The 15,152-nt window shown below is 64.8% G+C and carries 15 protein-coding genes; 8 read left to right on the forward strand and 7 right to left on the reverse strand.

Going from position 1 to position 15,152, the window contains the following annotated elements; genetic code table 11:
* Window positions 1-3 precede the first annotated feature (3 nt).
* From ACODSR_RS09870 to ACODSR_RS09880, 3 genes are all read right to left on the reverse strand, one after another.
* Window positions 4-936 (reverse strand): Gfo/Idh/MocA family protein, encoded by a 933-nt coding sequence (locus tag ACODSR_RS09870; RefSeq protein ID WP_489076189.1) that lies wholly within the window; start codon window positions 934-936, stop codon window positions 4-6.
* Window positions 937-938: 2 nt separating this feature from the next.
* The gene (locus ACODSR_RS09875) at window positions 939-2,516 is read right to left on the reverse strand and encodes an aldehyde dehydrogenase (NADP(+)) (protein ID WP_489076191.1); all 1,578 of its coding nucleotides are present in this window, start codon (window positions 2,514-2,516) and stop codon (window positions 939-941) included.
* A 136-nt stretch (window positions 2,517-2,652) separates the two neighbouring features.
* Window positions 2,653-4,455 carry an IlvD/Edd family dehydratase gene (locus ACODSR_RS09880; RefSeq protein ID WP_489076000.1) on the reverse strand — a complete coding sequence of 601 codons (1,803 nt, stop codon included), beginning with the start codon at window positions 4,453-4,455 and terminating at the stop codon, window positions 2,653-2,655.
* 137 nt (window positions 4,456-4,592) lie between these two features.
* On the opposite strand from ACODSR_RS09880, the gene ACODSR_RS09885 reads away from it, so the two are divergent.
* The 6 genes from ACODSR_RS09885 (at window position 4,593) to rpsI (ending at window position 9,182) form a co-directional block, all read left to right on the forward strand.
* On the forward strand, window positions 4,593-5,498 hold the full coding sequence (locus ACODSR_RS09885) for a 2-dehydro-3-deoxygalactonokinase (protein WP_489076002.1): 906 nt from the start codon (window positions 4,593-4,595) through the stop codon (window positions 5,496-5,498).
* Window positions 5,495-6,124 (forward strand): 2-dehydro-3-deoxy-6-phosphogalactonate aldolase, encoded by a 630-nt coding sequence (locus ACODSR_RS09890; protein ID WP_489076004.1) that lies wholly within the window; start codon window positions 5,495-5,497, stop codon window positions 6,122-6,124. Before ACODSR_RS09885 ends, ACODSR_RS09890 begins: the two co-directional genes overlap by 4 nt.
* A 66-nt stretch (window positions 6,125-6,190) precedes the next feature.
* On the forward strand, window positions 6,191-7,213 hold the full coding sequence (locus ACODSR_RS09895) for a COX15/CtaA family protein (RefSeq protein WP_489076006.1): 1,023 nt from the start codon (window positions 6,191-6,193) through the stop codon (window positions 7,211-7,213).
* A 5-nt stretch (window positions 7,214-7,218) separates the two neighbouring features.
* Window positions 7,219-8,007 (forward strand): hypothetical protein, encoded by a 789-nt coding sequence (locus ACODSR_RS09900; RefSeq protein ID WP_489076193.1) that lies wholly within the window; start codon window positions 7,219-7,221, stop codon window positions 8,005-8,007.
* Between the two features lie 135 nt (window positions 8,008-8,142).
* Window positions 8,143-8,622 (forward strand): 50S ribosomal protein L13, encoded by a 480-nt coding sequence (rplM, locus tag ACODSR_RS09905; RefSeq protein ID WP_119745615.1) that lies wholly within the window; start codon window positions 8,143-8,145, stop codon window positions 8,620-8,622.
* Complete coding sequence (rpsI, locus tag ACODSR_RS09910; protein ID WP_489076008.1) at window positions 8,622-9,182, forward strand: 30S ribosomal protein S9; 561 nt, start codon at window positions 8,622-8,624, stop codon at window positions 9,180-9,182. Before rplM ends, rpsI begins: the two co-directional genes overlap by 1 nt.
* Before the next feature lie 129 nt (window positions 9,183-9,311).
* Here the strand turns inward: rpsI and ACODSR_RS09915 are convergent, their stop codons facing one another.
* Window positions 9,312-10,625 carry a lipopolysaccharide biosynthesis protein gene (locus tag ACODSR_RS09915; RefSeq protein ID WP_489076010.1) on the reverse strand — a complete coding sequence of 438 codons (1,314 nt, stop codon included), beginning with the start codon at window positions 10,623-10,625 and terminating at the stop codon, window positions 9,312-9,314.
* A 189-nt stretch (window positions 10,626-10,814) separates the two neighbouring features.
* Between ACODSR_RS09915 and ACODSR_RS09920 the strand changes: the two genes are divergently transcribed.
* Complete coding sequence (locus ACODSR_RS09920) at window positions 10,815-11,579, forward strand: phosphocholine cytidylyltransferase family protein (RefSeq protein ID WP_489076011.1); 765 nt, start codon at window positions 10,815-10,817, stop codon at window positions 11,577-11,579.
* Window positions 11,580-11,607: 28 nt separating this feature from the next.
* Here the strand turns inward: ACODSR_RS09920 and ACODSR_RS09925 are convergent, their stop codons facing one another.
* Genes ACODSR_RS09925 through ACODSR_RS09935 form a run of 3 tightly spaced genes read right to left on the reverse strand, consistent with a single transcriptional unit; the run spans window position 11,608 to window position 14,203 of the window.
* Window positions 11,608-12,045 (reverse strand): HIT family protein, encoded by a 438-nt coding sequence (locus ACODSR_RS09925; RefSeq protein ID WP_489076013.1) that lies wholly within the window; start codon window positions 12,043-12,045, stop codon window positions 11,608-11,610.
* Window positions 12,042-13,139 carry a CDP-alcohol phosphatidyltransferase family protein gene (locus ACODSR_RS09930; RefSeq protein WP_489076015.1) on the reverse strand — a complete coding sequence of 366 codons (1,098 nt, stop codon included), beginning with the start codon at window positions 13,137-13,139 and terminating at the stop codon, window positions 12,042-12,044. The genes ACODSR_RS09925 and ACODSR_RS09930 overlap by 4 nt, the downstream gene beginning before the upstream one ends.
* The gene (locus ACODSR_RS09935) at window positions 13,136-14,203 is read right to left on the reverse strand and encodes a glycosyl transferase (protein WP_489076017.1); all 1,068 of its coding nucleotides are present in this window, start codon (window positions 14,201-14,203) and stop codon (window positions 13,136-13,138) included. The genes ACODSR_RS09930 and ACODSR_RS09935 overlap by 4 nt, the downstream gene beginning before the upstream one ends.
* A 159-nt stretch (window positions 14,204-14,362) precedes the next feature.
* On the opposite strand from ACODSR_RS09935, the gene ACODSR_RS09940 reads away from it, so the two are divergent.
* The gene (locus ACODSR_RS09940; RefSeq protein ID WP_489076019.1) at window positions 14,363-15,151 is read left to right on the forward strand and encodes a succinate dehydrogenase iron-sulfur subunit; all 789 of its coding nucleotides are present in this window, start codon (window positions 14,363-14,365) and stop codon (window positions 15,149-15,151) included.
* Window position 15,152 lies beyond the last annotated feature (1 nt).

Consider the following 15,152-nt stretch of genomic DNA (forward strand, 5'->3'; position numbering starts at 1 on the left):
GTTTTAGTCCTCGAATATAGCCGTAGGGCAATGCCGCCCGCAAAGGAAGGCATCCGCCACCAGCCGTAGCGGCGCGGTGTCGGCATCGATTGCGCGGGCCGCGACCAGATCGACGAAGCGGCGGTACATGGCCGGATATTCCTCGTCCGGCGCCTTCAGCTGCACTTCGCCGTCAAGGCGCAGCGTATTGCCGCCTTCGGACAAAAGTAGTGCGCCATTGTCGGTATCGACGGCAATGTCCCATGTCTGCGGCCCGGTCTGCCGCCAATCGAACACGGTGTCGATCGGTGCGCCCGACGCCGTCGCCATCGCCAGCGTCGCGCCGATCGGGGCGTCCTTGTTCGACGGCACTTCAAGGCTGGCCGACAGCAGCGTGACGGGTTCCGGCACGATTTCGGTCAGGATCGACAGCGCATTGATGCCCGGATCGAACACGCCGAAACCGCCTGCTTCCCAGATCCAGGGCTGGCCGGGATGCCAGTGGCGGACGTCCTCGCGCCACTGGATCGAGATACGCTCGATTTTGCGCTGGGCAATCCATGCCTTGGCCTGCGCCACGGCGGCGGCGTAGCGGCTGTGCCAGCTGGCATAGAGGGTGACATTCTGCGCCGTGGCCAGCGCGATCAGCGCCTCGACTTCGGACACGGTCGCGCCCGGTGGTTTTTCCAGAAACACATGCTTGCCCGCCAGCAACGCCTGCCGCGCTGCATGATAGCGGGCCTGGGGCGGCTGGCACAGGATGACGGCGTCCAGGTCCGGCTCACCCGCCAGCATCGCGCCGAGGTCGGGGTAATTATGCACCCCTTCCCCCTGCGCGTTGCGGCTGGCGATCGCGACCAGATCAATGCCGTCCGTCCTGACCATCGCGGGCAGATGCTGGTCGCGCGCGATTTTACCCAGCCCTACCAGACCTGCCCTGATAGTCTTGGCCCGGATGCTCACGCCGCGACGACCAGCTTGCCGTCGATCCGGCGGCTGAGGCCCAGCGGATTGGACGCCTGCAAGGCGGCGGGCAGCAGCGCGTCCGGCACGTCCTGATAGCAGACGGGGCGCAGGAAGCGCATCATCGCCAGCGTGCCGACCGAGGTGGAGCGGCCATCGGCTGTCGAGGGGAAGGGACCGCCATGCACCATGGCATGGGTCACTTCGACGCCGGTGGGCCAGCCATTGGTCAGGATACGCCCAACCTTGCGCGACAGCACGGGCAGCAGCCTGGCGGCGTCTGCGCTGTCGGCATCGGTCAGCTGGAGCGTCGCGGTCAACTGGCCTTCCAGGCCCGCGATCGTGGCGATGACTTCCTCGATGCTGCTGCACCGGATGAGGACGGACGATGATCCGAACACTTCCTCTGCCAGCAGCGGATTGGCGCCGAAGGTCGCCGAATCGGTCGCGAAGAAAGCGGCCTTGCCCCGGTTGCAGCCCTCTGCCTCCGTGCCGCGCGCGATGGTGGTGACGCCGTCTGCGCCCTCCAGAGCGGCGACACCCTTTTCATAGGCTTCGTGGATGCCCGGCGTCAGCATGACCTGCGGCGCTGCGCCGGACAAGGCTTCCGCTGCTGCGGCCACGAACGTGTCGAGGTCCGGCCCGTCGAGCGCGATGACCAGACCGGGGTTGGTGCAGAACTGGCCCGACCCCATGGTCAGCGACCCGACGAACGCTGCGCCCATGGCAGCGGCCCGGTCGGCCAGCGCACCGGGCAACAGGATGACGGGGTTGATCGACGACATTTCGGCATAGACCGGGATCGGTTCGGCCCGGTCGGCGGCGATCTTCATCAGCGCGACGCCGCCGCCGCGCGATCCGGTAAAGCCCACCGCCTTGACGCGCGGATCGGCAACCAGCGCGCCGCCCAATGCGCGATTGGCACCGGGCAGGTAGGAAAACACGCCTTCATGCAGACCGCACGCCTTGACCGCCGCCTGGATGGCGCGCGCGACGAGTTCGCCGGTGCCAGGATGGGCACTATGGCCCTTGACGATGACGGGCGATCCCGCCGCGAAGGCCGACGCGGTGTCACCACCCGCGACCGAGAAGGCGAGCGGGAAGTTGGACGCGCCGAACACGGCAACCGGGCCGACCGAATGGTTGACGCGGCGAAGGTCCGCGCGGGGCAGCGGCGCACGGTCGGGCAGGGCAGGGTCGATCGTCGCATCAAGCCAGTCACCGAGCCGCACATAGCTGGCGAACAGACGCAACTGGCCGACGGTGCGGCCACGCTCGCCCTCCAGCCGCGCACGCGGCAGGCCGGATTCGGCCATCGCGGTTTCGATCAGCATGTCGCCGATGGCGATGATATTGTCGGCAACGGTTTCCAGGAAGGTGGCGCGGGCGTCGGGCGTCAGCGTCGAAAAACTGTCGAACGCCGCGTCGGCCAGGGCGGCGGCTTCCGCGACCTCGGCGGGCATGGCGCTGGAAAAGGCAACTTTGCCCTTTTCGCCGGTCGCCGGATGGATGGCGTAAAAGGGATCGCCGCCTTGGCGCTCGTTTGCGCCGATGAGAATGGCTCCGTTGAATATGGCTTCGCTGGACATGGGACGTCTCCTGAAAATGACCGGACTGCTGGCTAGCCGATCGGGCGCGGACGCGCTGATCGTTTTCCGGCACAAGTGATGCAAAAATTGGATGGAACAGGGACTAGTCCGTCCCGGTTCCTTAATGATTGTCGCGCGGCAGACCCATGGTCTGGGCAATACGCTGATATTTCTCCGCCCCTTCCAGGATCGCGCCCGTGTCCATCTGACCCACGACCGATCGCTGGATTTCCTGCCAGGGGGTTTGCGAGGCGGGATAGTGATACCCGCCCGCCGCCACCAGCGCGGCGCGCCGCGCTTCCAGTTCCTCGTCGGAAATCAGTACGTTAACGGTGCCGGTGTTGAGGTCCATTCGCACCCGATCACCGGTTTCCAGCAGCGCGAGGCCACCCATCGCCGCCGCTTCGGGCGAGGCGTTGAGGATCGACGGGCTGCCCGATGTACCGGACTGGCGACCATCGCCGATGCAGGGCAGGGCGGACACGCCCTCGGTGATCAGATAAGCGGGCGGGCGCATGTTGACGACTTCGGCGGCACCGGGATAGCCGATCGGCCCCGCGCCGCGCATGAACAGCAGGGTCTGGTCGGTGATGCCGACCGACGGATCGTCAATCCGCGCATGATAATCCTCCGGCCCGTCGAACACGACCGCCGGGCCTTCAAAGGCGTTGGGATCGTCCGGGTTGGACAAATAACGATCGCGGAATTCGGCGCTGATGACACTGGTTTTCATGACCGCTGCGTCGAACAGATTGCCCGATAGCACCAGGAAGCCTGCATCCTCGACCAGCGGCTGGTCGAACGGACGGATGACCTTCTCATCCTCAATCTCCACGCCCCGGCAATTGTCGCCCATCGTCTTGCCATTGACGGTCATTGCGCCTTCATGGATCAGCCCCTGCGCGATCAGCTGCGCCACCACGGCGGGGACGCCACCGGCGCGATAATAATCCTCGCCCAGATATTCGCCCGCAGGCTGGAGGTTGACCAGCAGCGGAATCTTGTGACCCACCGTCTCCCAATCCTTGAGCGGCAGGTCGACGCCGATATGGCGGGCAATCGCGGCCAGGTGGATCGGCGCATTGGTTGATCCGCCAATCGCCGAATTGACCATGATCGCGTTGTGGAACGCATCTTTGGTCAGAATGTCGGAGGGCTTCAGATCCTCCTGCACCATCTCGACGATGCGCTTGCCGGTCAGATAGGCGACCTCCTGCCGGTCACGATAGGGGGCGGGGATCGCGGCAGAACCGGGCAGCATCATGCCGAGCGCTTCGGCCAGGCTGTTCATGGTCGATGCCGTGCCCATCGTGTTGCAATAACCGGTCGATGGCGCGGACGATGCGACCAGCTTGATGAAGCCTTCATCGTCAATCTTGCCCGCCGCCAGCAACTGGCGCGCTTTCCACACAATGGTGCCGGACCCTGTCCGCTCACCCTTATGCCAGCCGTTCAGCATCGGGCCGACCGACAAAGCGATGGCCGGGATGTTGACGGTCGCCGCCGCCATCAGCAGCGCAGGCGTGGTCTTGTCGCAGCCGGTGGTCAGAATCACGCCGTCAAGCGGATAGCCATAGATCGCCTCGACCAGGCCGAGATAGGCGAGGTTCCGGTCAAGCCCCGCAGTCGGTCGCTTGCCGGTTTCCTGAATCGGGTGGACCGGAAATTCCAGCGCGATGCCGCCCATTTCACGGATGCCGTCACGCATACGCTCCGCCAGCACCATATGATGGCGATTGCAGGGCGACAGGTCGCTGCCGGTCTGGGCGATGCCGATGATCGGCTTGCCGCTGCGCAGCTCGTCCAGGCTGAGGCCGAAATTCAGATAGCGTTCCAGATAGAGCGCGGTCATATCGATATTGTCTGGGTTGTCGAACCAGGCGCGGCTGCGCAACTTGGGGGCGGGCTTGGACAAATCGCTCATTGGGGCATCCTGACGCTTGAAAATCCGTGGCACGTTGACGCGCTTGGTCTCCTGATATACTCAGACAAATAGAAATTCAAGAAGCTGTATCGAGGACTTGTGAAGCGGATCGAGATTTTCGTGGAAGCCGATCGGCGATGAGCGGCTACACGGTCATCGGCGACTGGGGGACCAGCAATTTGCGCCTGTTCCGGGTCGAGGACGGGCGGATCGTCGCGCGTCGCGACGGGCCGGGCATCGGCGCTGTCGGACGGGCAGCGGAAGCTGCTTTTGCCGATACGGTCGCGCCCTGGCTGGTCGATGGGACACCGCTGTCCATCACCCTGTGCGGCATGGTCGGCGCGCGCGACGGCTGGGTCGAGGCACCCTATGCCGATTGCCCGGCGGACGCAGTAAGCTGGCGCGCAGCCGCCATAAGCTTTGACTGGCGCGGCGCGCCGATCGCGATCATGGCGGGGCTGGCCTGCACCGGCGCGGACGGCATCCCGGACGTGATGCGCGGCGAGGAAACGCAGATTTTCGGTGCCTGCGTGCATGACCCGGCACTGGCGCAGGGCCGCCGCCTGATCGTGCTGCCCGGCACCCACAGCAAATGGGCGCTGGTTCAGGATGGCCGGGTGCTGGCGTTCCGCACCGTGCCGACCGGTGAGCTGTTCGCCCTGCTGCGGGATCGATCGACGCTGGGACCAAAGGACGCGGTGGGCGACGCTGCGCAGGAAGCGGCTGGCTTTGCCGAGGGGCTGGCGCGGGCGGGCGAGGGCGCGGTGCTGGTCCGATTGTTCGCTGCACGGGCGATGCGGCTGCGCGCCGGGCGATCGGCCGATTGGGCGCTGGGCTATTTGTCCGGGTTGCTGATCGGCGGCGAGATCGTGGAAGCCCGCGCACTGTTGCAAGCGGACGCTGGCGTCACGCTGATCGGCGACGCGGGGCTGGCGGATCGCTATGCGCGCGCACTGGCCGCGCAGGGTGTTGAGTCGCAGCGTCTGGACGGCGACGCCTGCGCGCTGGCCGGGCTGGGCTATGTTGGAGACATGACAATATGACGATGGACGAACTGCTGGCCGATGGCGCGCCGCCGATCGCCGCCATCCTGCGCGGCATCCGCCCGGACGAGGCGCTGGACGTCGCCGCCGCGCTGGTCGAAGCGGGCATCCGCATCCTCGAAGTGCCGTTCAATTCGCCCGACCCGCTGGCCAGCATCGGCGCGATGCAACAGGCCTTTGGCGACCGCGCGATCATCGGCGGCGGCACGGTGCTGAGCGTCGAGGCGGTCGAGCAACTGCATGGCGCGGGCGGGCGCATCATGGTGACGCCCAACACCAACCCCGCCGTCATCGCGCGGGGCGCGGAACTGGGCCTTGAATTGCTGCCCGGTTTCATGACCCCCAGCGAAGCCTTCGCCGCCATCGCCGCCGGCGCACGCCGGATCAAGCTCTTCCCCGCCGCCCGGCTTGGCCCGGCCTATGTGAAGGCGGTCAAGGATGTGCTGCCCAGGCATGTCGGCGTCTGGGCCGTGGGCGGCACTGGCGCGGACACGATCGGCGAATGGCTGGCGGGCGGTTGCGAAGGCATTGGCGTGGGCGGCGCGCTCTACCGCCCCGGTGACGATGCGGCGCTGGTGGGAACGCGCGGGCGCGAACTGGTCGCGGCCTGGAAAGCGACGCGCTGACAACTTGGACGATTTGTCCCGATCGTCCTGCTTGAAACGATGCAGGCTTGGGGGCATGGACCGCTCATGGCCAATCCCTTTCCCCGCCCGGTGGCGATCGCCCGCTGGTTGCTGTTCGTCGCCGCTTTGGTGTTCATCATGGTCGTGGTTGGCGGTATTACCCGCCTGACCGAATCGGGCCTGTCGATCACCCAGTGGAAGCCGATCACCGGCGCTATTCCCCCGCTGACCCATGACCAGTGGATGGAGGCGTTCCGCCTCTACCAGCAAATCCCGGAATATCAGCAGATCAACCGGGGCATGAGCCTTGCCGATTTCCAGTTCATCTTCTTCTGGGAATGGCTGCACCGGCTGTTGGGGCGGCTGATCGGCGTCGCCTTCGCCTTGCCGCTGGCGTGGTTTGCGTGGAAGCGGGCGATTCCGGCGGGCTATGGTTGGCGGCTGGTTGCGCTGCTGGCGCTGGGCGGATTGCAGGGGGCGATCGGCTGGTGGATGGTCAAGTCCGGCCTGTCGCTGCGCACCGATGTCAGCCATTACCGGCTGGCGGTGCATCTGCTGACGGCGCTTTTCATCATTGGCGGGCTGGTCTGGACCGCGCTCGATCTGCTGGCGCTGTCCCGCAACAGCCGCGCCCGCCCGGCCCGATTGCGACCGCTGGCACTGGTGGCGCTCGTGGCGCTGTTCGTGCAGTTGATGCTGGGTGCCTTCACCGCCGGGCTGGACGCGGGCTATGTGTCCAACACCTGGCCCCTGATGAACGATCATCTGGTGCCGGATGGGATTAGCTGGCTGGGTTCGCTCTGGGCCACCGTGTCCAGCGACCCCTATCTCGTCCATTTCCTCCATCGCTGGTGGGCCTGGGGTGCAGCGCTGGCGCTGATCCTGCTGGCGCGAGAGGCCAAGCGCGCAGGCCAGCGCGCCCCTTCGATCGCGATCAATGCGACGGTGGGGACGCAGATCGTGCTGGGCATCGCGACCGTGTTGAGCGGCATCGCCCTGCCGCTCGCCGTGCTGCATCAGGCGGTCGGTGCGCTGGTGGTGGCGTCGGCGGCCTGGGGCGCCCATGCGATTGGGGTGCGTCGTATATGAGGATGATGCGCGCGGCGGCGCTCGGCCTGGCGCTGCTGGTGCCGGGGATCGCGCAAGCCGAAGCCATCGCCATCCCCTTTGCGCCCCCGGTCGATCAGCGCCTCACCTATCAGATCGAACAGCATCGCCCCGTCGAAGGCAAGGTCAGCCGGTTCAGCGCCACCCGCGATCTGCGGTTTGAGAAGGCGGGGGACGGCTATATTCTCCACGCCACGTTGCGCGCCATCGACAGCGATGCGCCCTCATCGGGCGCTGAACCCTATGCCGCCGCGCTGACGCCGCTGATCGGGGTGGAGCATCATTTCCATGTTGATGCCGCGGGGCAGATCGTTGCGCTCGACAATATGGATGCGGTCTGGAGCGCGGTGCAGGCTGGCCTCGCCAGGATGCTGGCAGCGTTCGCGCCGGACACGCCGCGCCACAAGTCAGTGCTGTCGGTGCAGGCTTTGCTGTCTGGCCTGTCGCCGGACGGGCGGCTGGCGCTGCTGGCTGGCGAATTGCGACCGCTCTTCCTGTTTGCAGGCGGCAAGGTGGAGGATGGCGCTGGTCGGGGCGTGCGGACCGTGGCGGGTGCACCGCTGGGCCGTCCGGTGCCGGTTGAAGGGATGCTGCGGGTGACGGCGCAGTCGGACAAGACGCTCGATCTGGACGAGCAACTGGCCGGGCAGGGCATTGCGGTCGGCATCACCTATCATCTGTCGCGGCATACCGGTTTGATCGAGAAACAGCAGCGCAGTCTGGCGCTGGGGACGCGCGCGGTGACGGAAAAGCGTGAGTTGACCCCGGCCAATTAGCGGCGGGTATTATTTTACCCGTCAGCAAAGCCGCCGAATCTCTTGACTTGTGACCTGCCACCGGTCATTAGCGCCCCAATTCCGGGCGTCGGCAACGGCGTCCGGTTTCCTTTTTCATTCTGGAGAATTGGCACCATGAAGGCGCTGATGAAGACCACCAAGTCGGCTTCGCCGGCGACGGTCGAAAAAAAGTGGGTCCTGATCGACGCGGAAGGCCTTGTTGTTGGCCGTCTCGCTTCGACCGTGGCGAATATCCTGCGCGGCAAGCACAAGACCAGCTTCACGCCCCATGTCGATTGTGGTGACAATGTCATCATCATCAACGCGGGCAAGGTGAAGTTCACCGGCAAGAAGCTGACCGACAAAGTCTATTACAAGCACACCGGCTATGCCGGCGGCATCAAGGAAACCACCCCTGCCAAGATTTTGGAAGGCCGTTTCCCTGAGCGCGTGCTGGAAAAGGCGATCGAACGCATGATCCCGCGTGGTCCGCTGGGTCGCCAGCAGATGCGCAACCTGCGCGTGTTCGGCGGCGCCGAGCATCCGCATGAAGCCCAGAACCCGCAAGTGCTCGACTTCGCGTCGCGCAACCGCAAGAACAAGGTGGGTGCATAATGTCCGATAACCGCCAGTCCCTGTCCGATCTCGCACAGATCGCTGCCGAAGCCGCTGCGGCTCCGGTCGCCGCGCCTGTCGCTGCCGAAGCGCCCGCCGCTGACGTCGTTGCCGATGCGCCGATCGCGCCGCCGGTTTCGACCATGCCGCTGCGTCAGCAGGAAATCGACAATCTTGGCCGCGCTTATGCGACCGGCCGCCGCAAGGATGCCGTCGCCCGCGTCTGGGTGAAGCCCGGCACCGGCAAGATCACGGTCAATGGCCGCGACCAGGAAATCTACTTTGCCCGTCCCACCCTGCGTCTGGTGATCAACCAGCCGTTCGGCGTGACCGATCGCAATGGCCAGTATGACGTGATCTGCACCGTCAAGGGCGGGGGTCTTTCGGGTCAGGCCGGTGCGGTCAAGCATGGCATCGCCCAGGCGCTGACCAAGTACGAACCGGCGCTGCGCAGCGCGGTCAAGGCCGAAGGCTTCCTGACCCGCGACAGCCGCGTTGTCGAACGTAAGAAGTACGGCAAGGCGAAGGCCCGCAAGAGCTTCCAGTTCTCGAAGCGCTAAGCGTTTCAGGCACTGCCAGACTATCGAGAAGGGGCCGGTTTTCCGGCCCCTTTTTCGTTGGGTGTCATCCCGCAGTAAGGGGAGGGCGACCACGGAGCGGTGGTGGTGCGTTACCTTTCACCCTCCCATTTACCCTTGCGCGCGCACCGCGTTGCGGCTGGCCAGGCCCATCATGACGAACCCGGCAATGGCAGCGACGATATTGGCGCTGGCGGCACCCATCGTGCCGTAGAGAGGGAGCAGCGCGGCCTGCATCCCCAGCAGCAGCGCGGTCGAGATGAAGGTGATGCGCAGCGACAGGCCCGCCCGGTCGGTCGCCATCAGCAGCGGGCGATAGCTGACCCCGATCAGGTCGATGCAGGCGGCAATGCCCAGCAGCAGCAGCAGCGGATAGGCGGGCAGGAAGTCGCGCCCGGCGATCAGCCCCAGCAGCGGATGGCCGATGATCAGGATCAGCGCGATGATGACCGCGCCTGCCACCAGCGCCAGCCGGTTGGTGCGGCGGAACAGCGCGCCCAGCGCTTCGCCCCCCTGGCTGCCGCTGCGCGACAGTTCGACGAAGATGCTGCGCGAGAGCAGCCCCGAAATCTTGGTCAGGGAATTGGCAAGCTGATTGGCGAGGCGGTAAAGGCCCGCGCCGACTGGTCCCACGAACAGCCCGACCACCAGCACCGCGACCTGCTGCCCCATGGACGACAGGCTGGTCTGGAGATTGGTGGCGGTCAGGAAGCCGATGATGCCGGGATTTTCCGCCCGTGCGTCCATCGCCCGGCCCGCGCGCCACTGGCCGATCCGCCCGCGCCCCTCGCGCAACGCCAGTCCCCAATAGGCGATGGCGCAAAGCAGCTCGGCGACCCCCCAAGCGATCAGGAAGCCGGTGATTGTCGGCATCAGCCACAGCGCCGCGACCGCGCCGATCATCCTGCCGACCGGGATCATGGTTTCGGCGAAGGCGGCCGAATCGAACCGGTCGAACAGGCGCAATATGCCGGTGGGGCTGGAGCGGATGGTGATCATCATCACCATGCAGAAAATCCAGGCCTGCCACCCCATGCCCGGCGGCAGTTCGAGCAGGCGGCCAAAGGCCAGGATGATGAAAGCGGCGATCGCGCCGCCGACTACGGCTGAGGCAAGATCAATGAGGATACAGAAGCGCAACACCCGGTTCAGCGCGTCGGCGTTACCGGTGGCTAAATGGGTCTGGCCATAGCGCACGATGATCTGCCAGCTGTCGAAACTGGTGATCGTCTTGATGACCGTCGCGGCGCTCAACACCAGCGCGAACCGCCCGAAATCGGCCACGCCCAGCGTCCGGGTGACGATGGCGAGATAGGCGAGGCTCAACACCGCGCCCACGCCCTTGCCCCCCAGCAGCCAGCCGGTATTGGCCAATATCCGGGAAAAGCCGTCCTGAGCTGCGCCGGGCTTGGGTTTCGCCATCATTCTGCTTTCCAGCCCTCGCCGCATTGTAATGCCCGTTCGTTTCGAGCGAAGTCGAGAAACGTTGCGCGCGGTTTCTCGACTTCGCTCGAAACGAACGGATGAAGTTGAAGTCGATCCGCTCTAGGCGTTGCGAACGTCAGTTTGAAGCCGCCTTTTTTTCGGCCAATTTCCCCTCTAAAGACCCGCGCCATGACCATTACCAAAGCCATCATCCTGTCCGCCGGGCAAGGATCGCGCCTGTTGCCGCTGACCCGCGACGTGCCCAAATGCATGATCGATTTTAACGGCCGCACCCTGATCAGCTGGCAGATCGCCGCGCTGGTCGCCAATGGCGTGACCGACATCGTGGTGGTGACGGGGTTCCGCACCGAACGGGTCGAGGATCATGCGCTGCAATTGTATCGTGAGACCGGCGCGCGAATCCGCTGCGTGTTCAACCCCTTCTTCCAGGTCGCCGATAACCTCGGCACCTGCTGGATCGTGCGGGAGGAGATGGACCGGGACTTCATCATCCTGAATGGCGATACCATCGTGTCGGACGAAATCGTCGCGAAACTCATCGCCGGGACACGCGATGCGATCACCGTGACGGTCGATGTGAAGCCCGACTATGACGATGACGATATGAAGGTGAACCGCGACGAGAGCGGTCGCCTGCACCATATCGGCAAGCGGCTTCTGCCGCCCGACACCAATGCCGAATCGATCGGGATGCTGGCCTTTACCGGCGAAGGCCCGGCGATCTTCCGCAACCAGATCGACCAGATGATGCGGACGCCCGAAGGGGTCGAGCGCTGGTATCTGCGCGCCATCGACATCATCGCCAAGGGCAACCGCGTCGGCACCGTGTCGATCGAGGGGCTGGAATGGCAGGAGGTCGACTTCCATCAGGATGTCGATGCGGCGAAGGCGCTGACGGCCAAGTGGGTCGCCGAGGGGCGTTACGGGCTATAAGCGAAGCGAGGGTCAAACAAGCGCGCGGCTATATCATTTCGGTATCGAAATAATTTTTTAGCCACGCTTTTACATTGTCCAGCTCACTGTCCAGCTTGACCGCCGCGCCAAGGTCCGGCTGCCCCGGCCAGCCTGAGTCCGCCACGGTCACACCCGCCGCGCTGCGTGTCCCGTCATAGCGGGGGATCACATGGAAATGGACATGGGGGTCGACCATCATCAGCATCAGATAGTTGATCTTCGCATAGCCTACCGCTTTGCCCAGCGCCGTCTCGATCGCTGCGGTGACGGTCTTGAGTTCGGCATGGGCCTGCGCGGGGAGGTCGCCAAAGGCGGTCGCGTCGCTCTTGGCGGCCAGGATCAGCGACCCCAGCGTCGGTTGGGCCGGGCGGAGCAGGACAACCCAGTGAGAGAACTCCGCGATCAGCGTCGCGGGCCAGCCGAATTTCTCGATCGTTGGGTTCATGGTTGGCCTTGCTCCATCCAGCTGACAATCGGCTGGCCGGACCGCTTGACGCCATAGGCCTGCGCCAGTCGCACGGCATGGACGACCAGCGAGATCATCGTCCACCAGGCGAGTGCAATCAGGCCGATGTCGGGGCGGGCGAACAGCAGCGACACGAACAGGATGACCATATTCGGGTTGCGCCGCGCGGTGATCAGCCGGAACTGGCTGTCGAAGCGCTGCCAGACATGGATGTCCATGCCGAAATCCTTGAGGAACATCCCCTCGATCAGTCGTTGCAGCACATAGCCTGCAATCACTGCCGCCATCACCAGCGCGAATGCCTGGGTCGAAAGCGCCAGCCCCCAATAGACCAGCCCGGTGCCCCAGAAATACCACCAGAAGGGCGGGTGGACCAGATCGACGCCATGGTCGATCACATTGCCCCATTTGGACGAGGTGATGGTGCAACGGGCGAGTTTGCCGTCCACCGTATCCAGCACCATGAAGATGAAGCCGGAGAGGAAGCCGGTCCAATACATGCCCTGCGCGAACAGATAAGTGGCGAGCAGGCAGAGGGTGACGCCGATCACCGAGACCATGTTCGGGGTCATGCGCAATTGCGCGGCGATGCGGGTCAGCACCAGTGCCAGTTCGGGCCAGAGATATTTGGTGAGGATGTCGGTCACGCCCTTATAGGCGCCGAAATAGCTTTGCCGCTCGATCGCCCGCCGGGTCGTGGGGGTCAATTCGCGCACCATCGGCTGTTCCAGCTTGCGCAGTTGGCGGTTGTAGAGGGTGCGGCCGTCCGACAGGTCGATGATATGGGGTGTGGTCAGCGGATCGACGCCCTGCGGCACCTGGCCGACGATCGGCGCATTGCCCCAGACGAACAGGGTGCCCGGCGTTTCGAGCGCGAGGCGCAGCAGCAGCGGATCGAAGGCGTAGGTCAGGTTGAACAGCAGTTCGTGGCCCGCCGCCAGCGCGCTGCCATTCTTCGCGGCGCTTTCCGCCATGCGGCGGCTGCGCTCGGCATTGGTCATGCCCCAGATCGGCGTTACATTCTCACCGATCAGGCGGACGGGACCAAGGGTGGTGGTGAGGGTCTGGCTCATAGATGCGCCTTCGCGAAGTTCAGGATGAGGTCGGCCTGCCGCTGGGACGCGGGGATGGGGGAAAGGTCGATGGAATCGCGCATGGCCGCTTCCTGAGCAGCAACGAAGCCCGGTTGCAAGTCTGCGGCGCGGGCGAGGGCGGCGGGCAGGGCGTCGGCGCTCTCGATCAGCTGGCCGAGCTTCCAGTGGGCGAAGGCCTCGCTGCTGGCATCGCGCCGGTCGAGATTGAGGAAGATGCAGGGGCGCGGCTGGATCAGGAACTCATAGACCTGACTCGACACGTCGCCGAGATAGATGTCGGCGCTCATCGTATAGCTCATGTCGATCGAGTGGCGGCTGCCCATGTCGACGCGGATGTGCGGCGCGGCGCTGACGATGGGCGGGACGGCGCGCGCCAGCTTGGTGTGGGGGGCGATGATGACGTTCCAGCCGGTCAGCGCCTCCAGCGCGGCCAGCACCGCCGGACCATGGGTGACCCATGACGAGAGCTTTGGATCGAAATGCGGATTATAGAGCAGCACCGGGCGGTCATTATCGAAGAATCGCTGGCGGGGCGCTTTCAGCTCGAATTTGGGATAGCCGCCGACGGCGACGGTATCGGGCGTGCAAAGGCCGCGCTCGATTAGGCGGCGGCGGTCCTTTTCGCCTGCGACAAGCGTAAGGTCGAAATCGGCATGACGTTTCTTGTAGCCGCCTTCTCGGTCGCCTGCGCCATGTTTGATGAGGATGAGGCGCGTTGAAAAACCGGGAACGCGGCGCGCCCAGGCGGTGGAAATCTCGGTCGTCACCAGCACGGGGAAACGGGCGATGGCAGGGTAGTTGAGCAGCAGGGTGGCGAGCCGCGAGGGCTGGCGGAACAGCGAGTCGGCGCGGCCGGGCGGACGGCGCAAACGCACCGGGATCAGCCGTTTTTCCGGGTCATAGCTGGCAACCAGCGCCAATATCTGGTCGGAGGGAGAGAGGATGCTGACCCGCACGCCGGGGCGGCGCGCCAGTGCCAGCGCGGCGGGCAGCCAGTGGTAGAGTTGCTGCGCTTCGGCAATGGCGAGAAAGGCGATATCCATCAGGTCACAAACGCTCCCACAGGACCAGTCGCCTAGCGGCGATGCCGGGGCAGATGCAAGGGCGGTGGCGTCTTTCCCTTTTGTAGGTGCTGGACCTTTGCTTATTTTTTGTTATGCGGGCCGCGACCGAACGACACTCCGAAAGAGGCTCGACGAGCGATGGCCGAATTTGCGTTGCCCAAGAACAGCAAGATCAGCGGTAAGGGTGTGACCCACCCCGCCCCCGCAGGCGCGACGAAGGTGCGCAGCTTCAAGGTCTATCGCTATGATCCCGACTCCGGGCAGAACCCGCGTTACGACACCTATGAGATTGATCTCGACACTTGCGGCCCGATGGTTCTGGACGCGCTGATCAAGATCAAGAATGAATATGATCCCACGCTGACCTTCCGCCGCTCGTGCCGCGAAGGCATTTGCGGTTCCTGTTCGATGAACATGAACGGCAAGAACGGGCTGGCCTGCACCACCGCGATCGAGGAATGTTCGGGCAAGGATGTGCGGATCACGCCGCTGCCGCATATGGACGTGATCAAGGATCTGGTCCCCGACTTCACCCATTTCTACGCGCAGTACAACTCGATCCAGCCCTGGCTCAAGACCGTGTCGCCGCCGCCGTCGGGCAAGGAGCGGCTCCAGTCGCCCGCCGACCGCGAGAAGCTGGACGGCCTCTATGAGTGCATCCTGTGCGCCTGCTGCTCGACCAGCTGCCCGTCCTATTGGTGGAACAGCGACAAGTTCCTGGGTCCGGCGATCCTGTTGCAGGCCTATCGCTGGCTGGCGGACAGCCGCGACGAATATACCGGCGATCGCCTCGACGAGCTGGAAGATCCCTTCCGCCTCTATCGCTGCCACACCATCATGAACTGCGCCAATGTTTGCCCCAAGGGTCTGTCCCCGGCCAAGGCGATTGCCGAAACCAAGAAGATGATGGTCGAGCGGCAGCTCTGAC

It is taken from the genome of Sphingobium sp. FG125, from assembly GCF_057809795.1.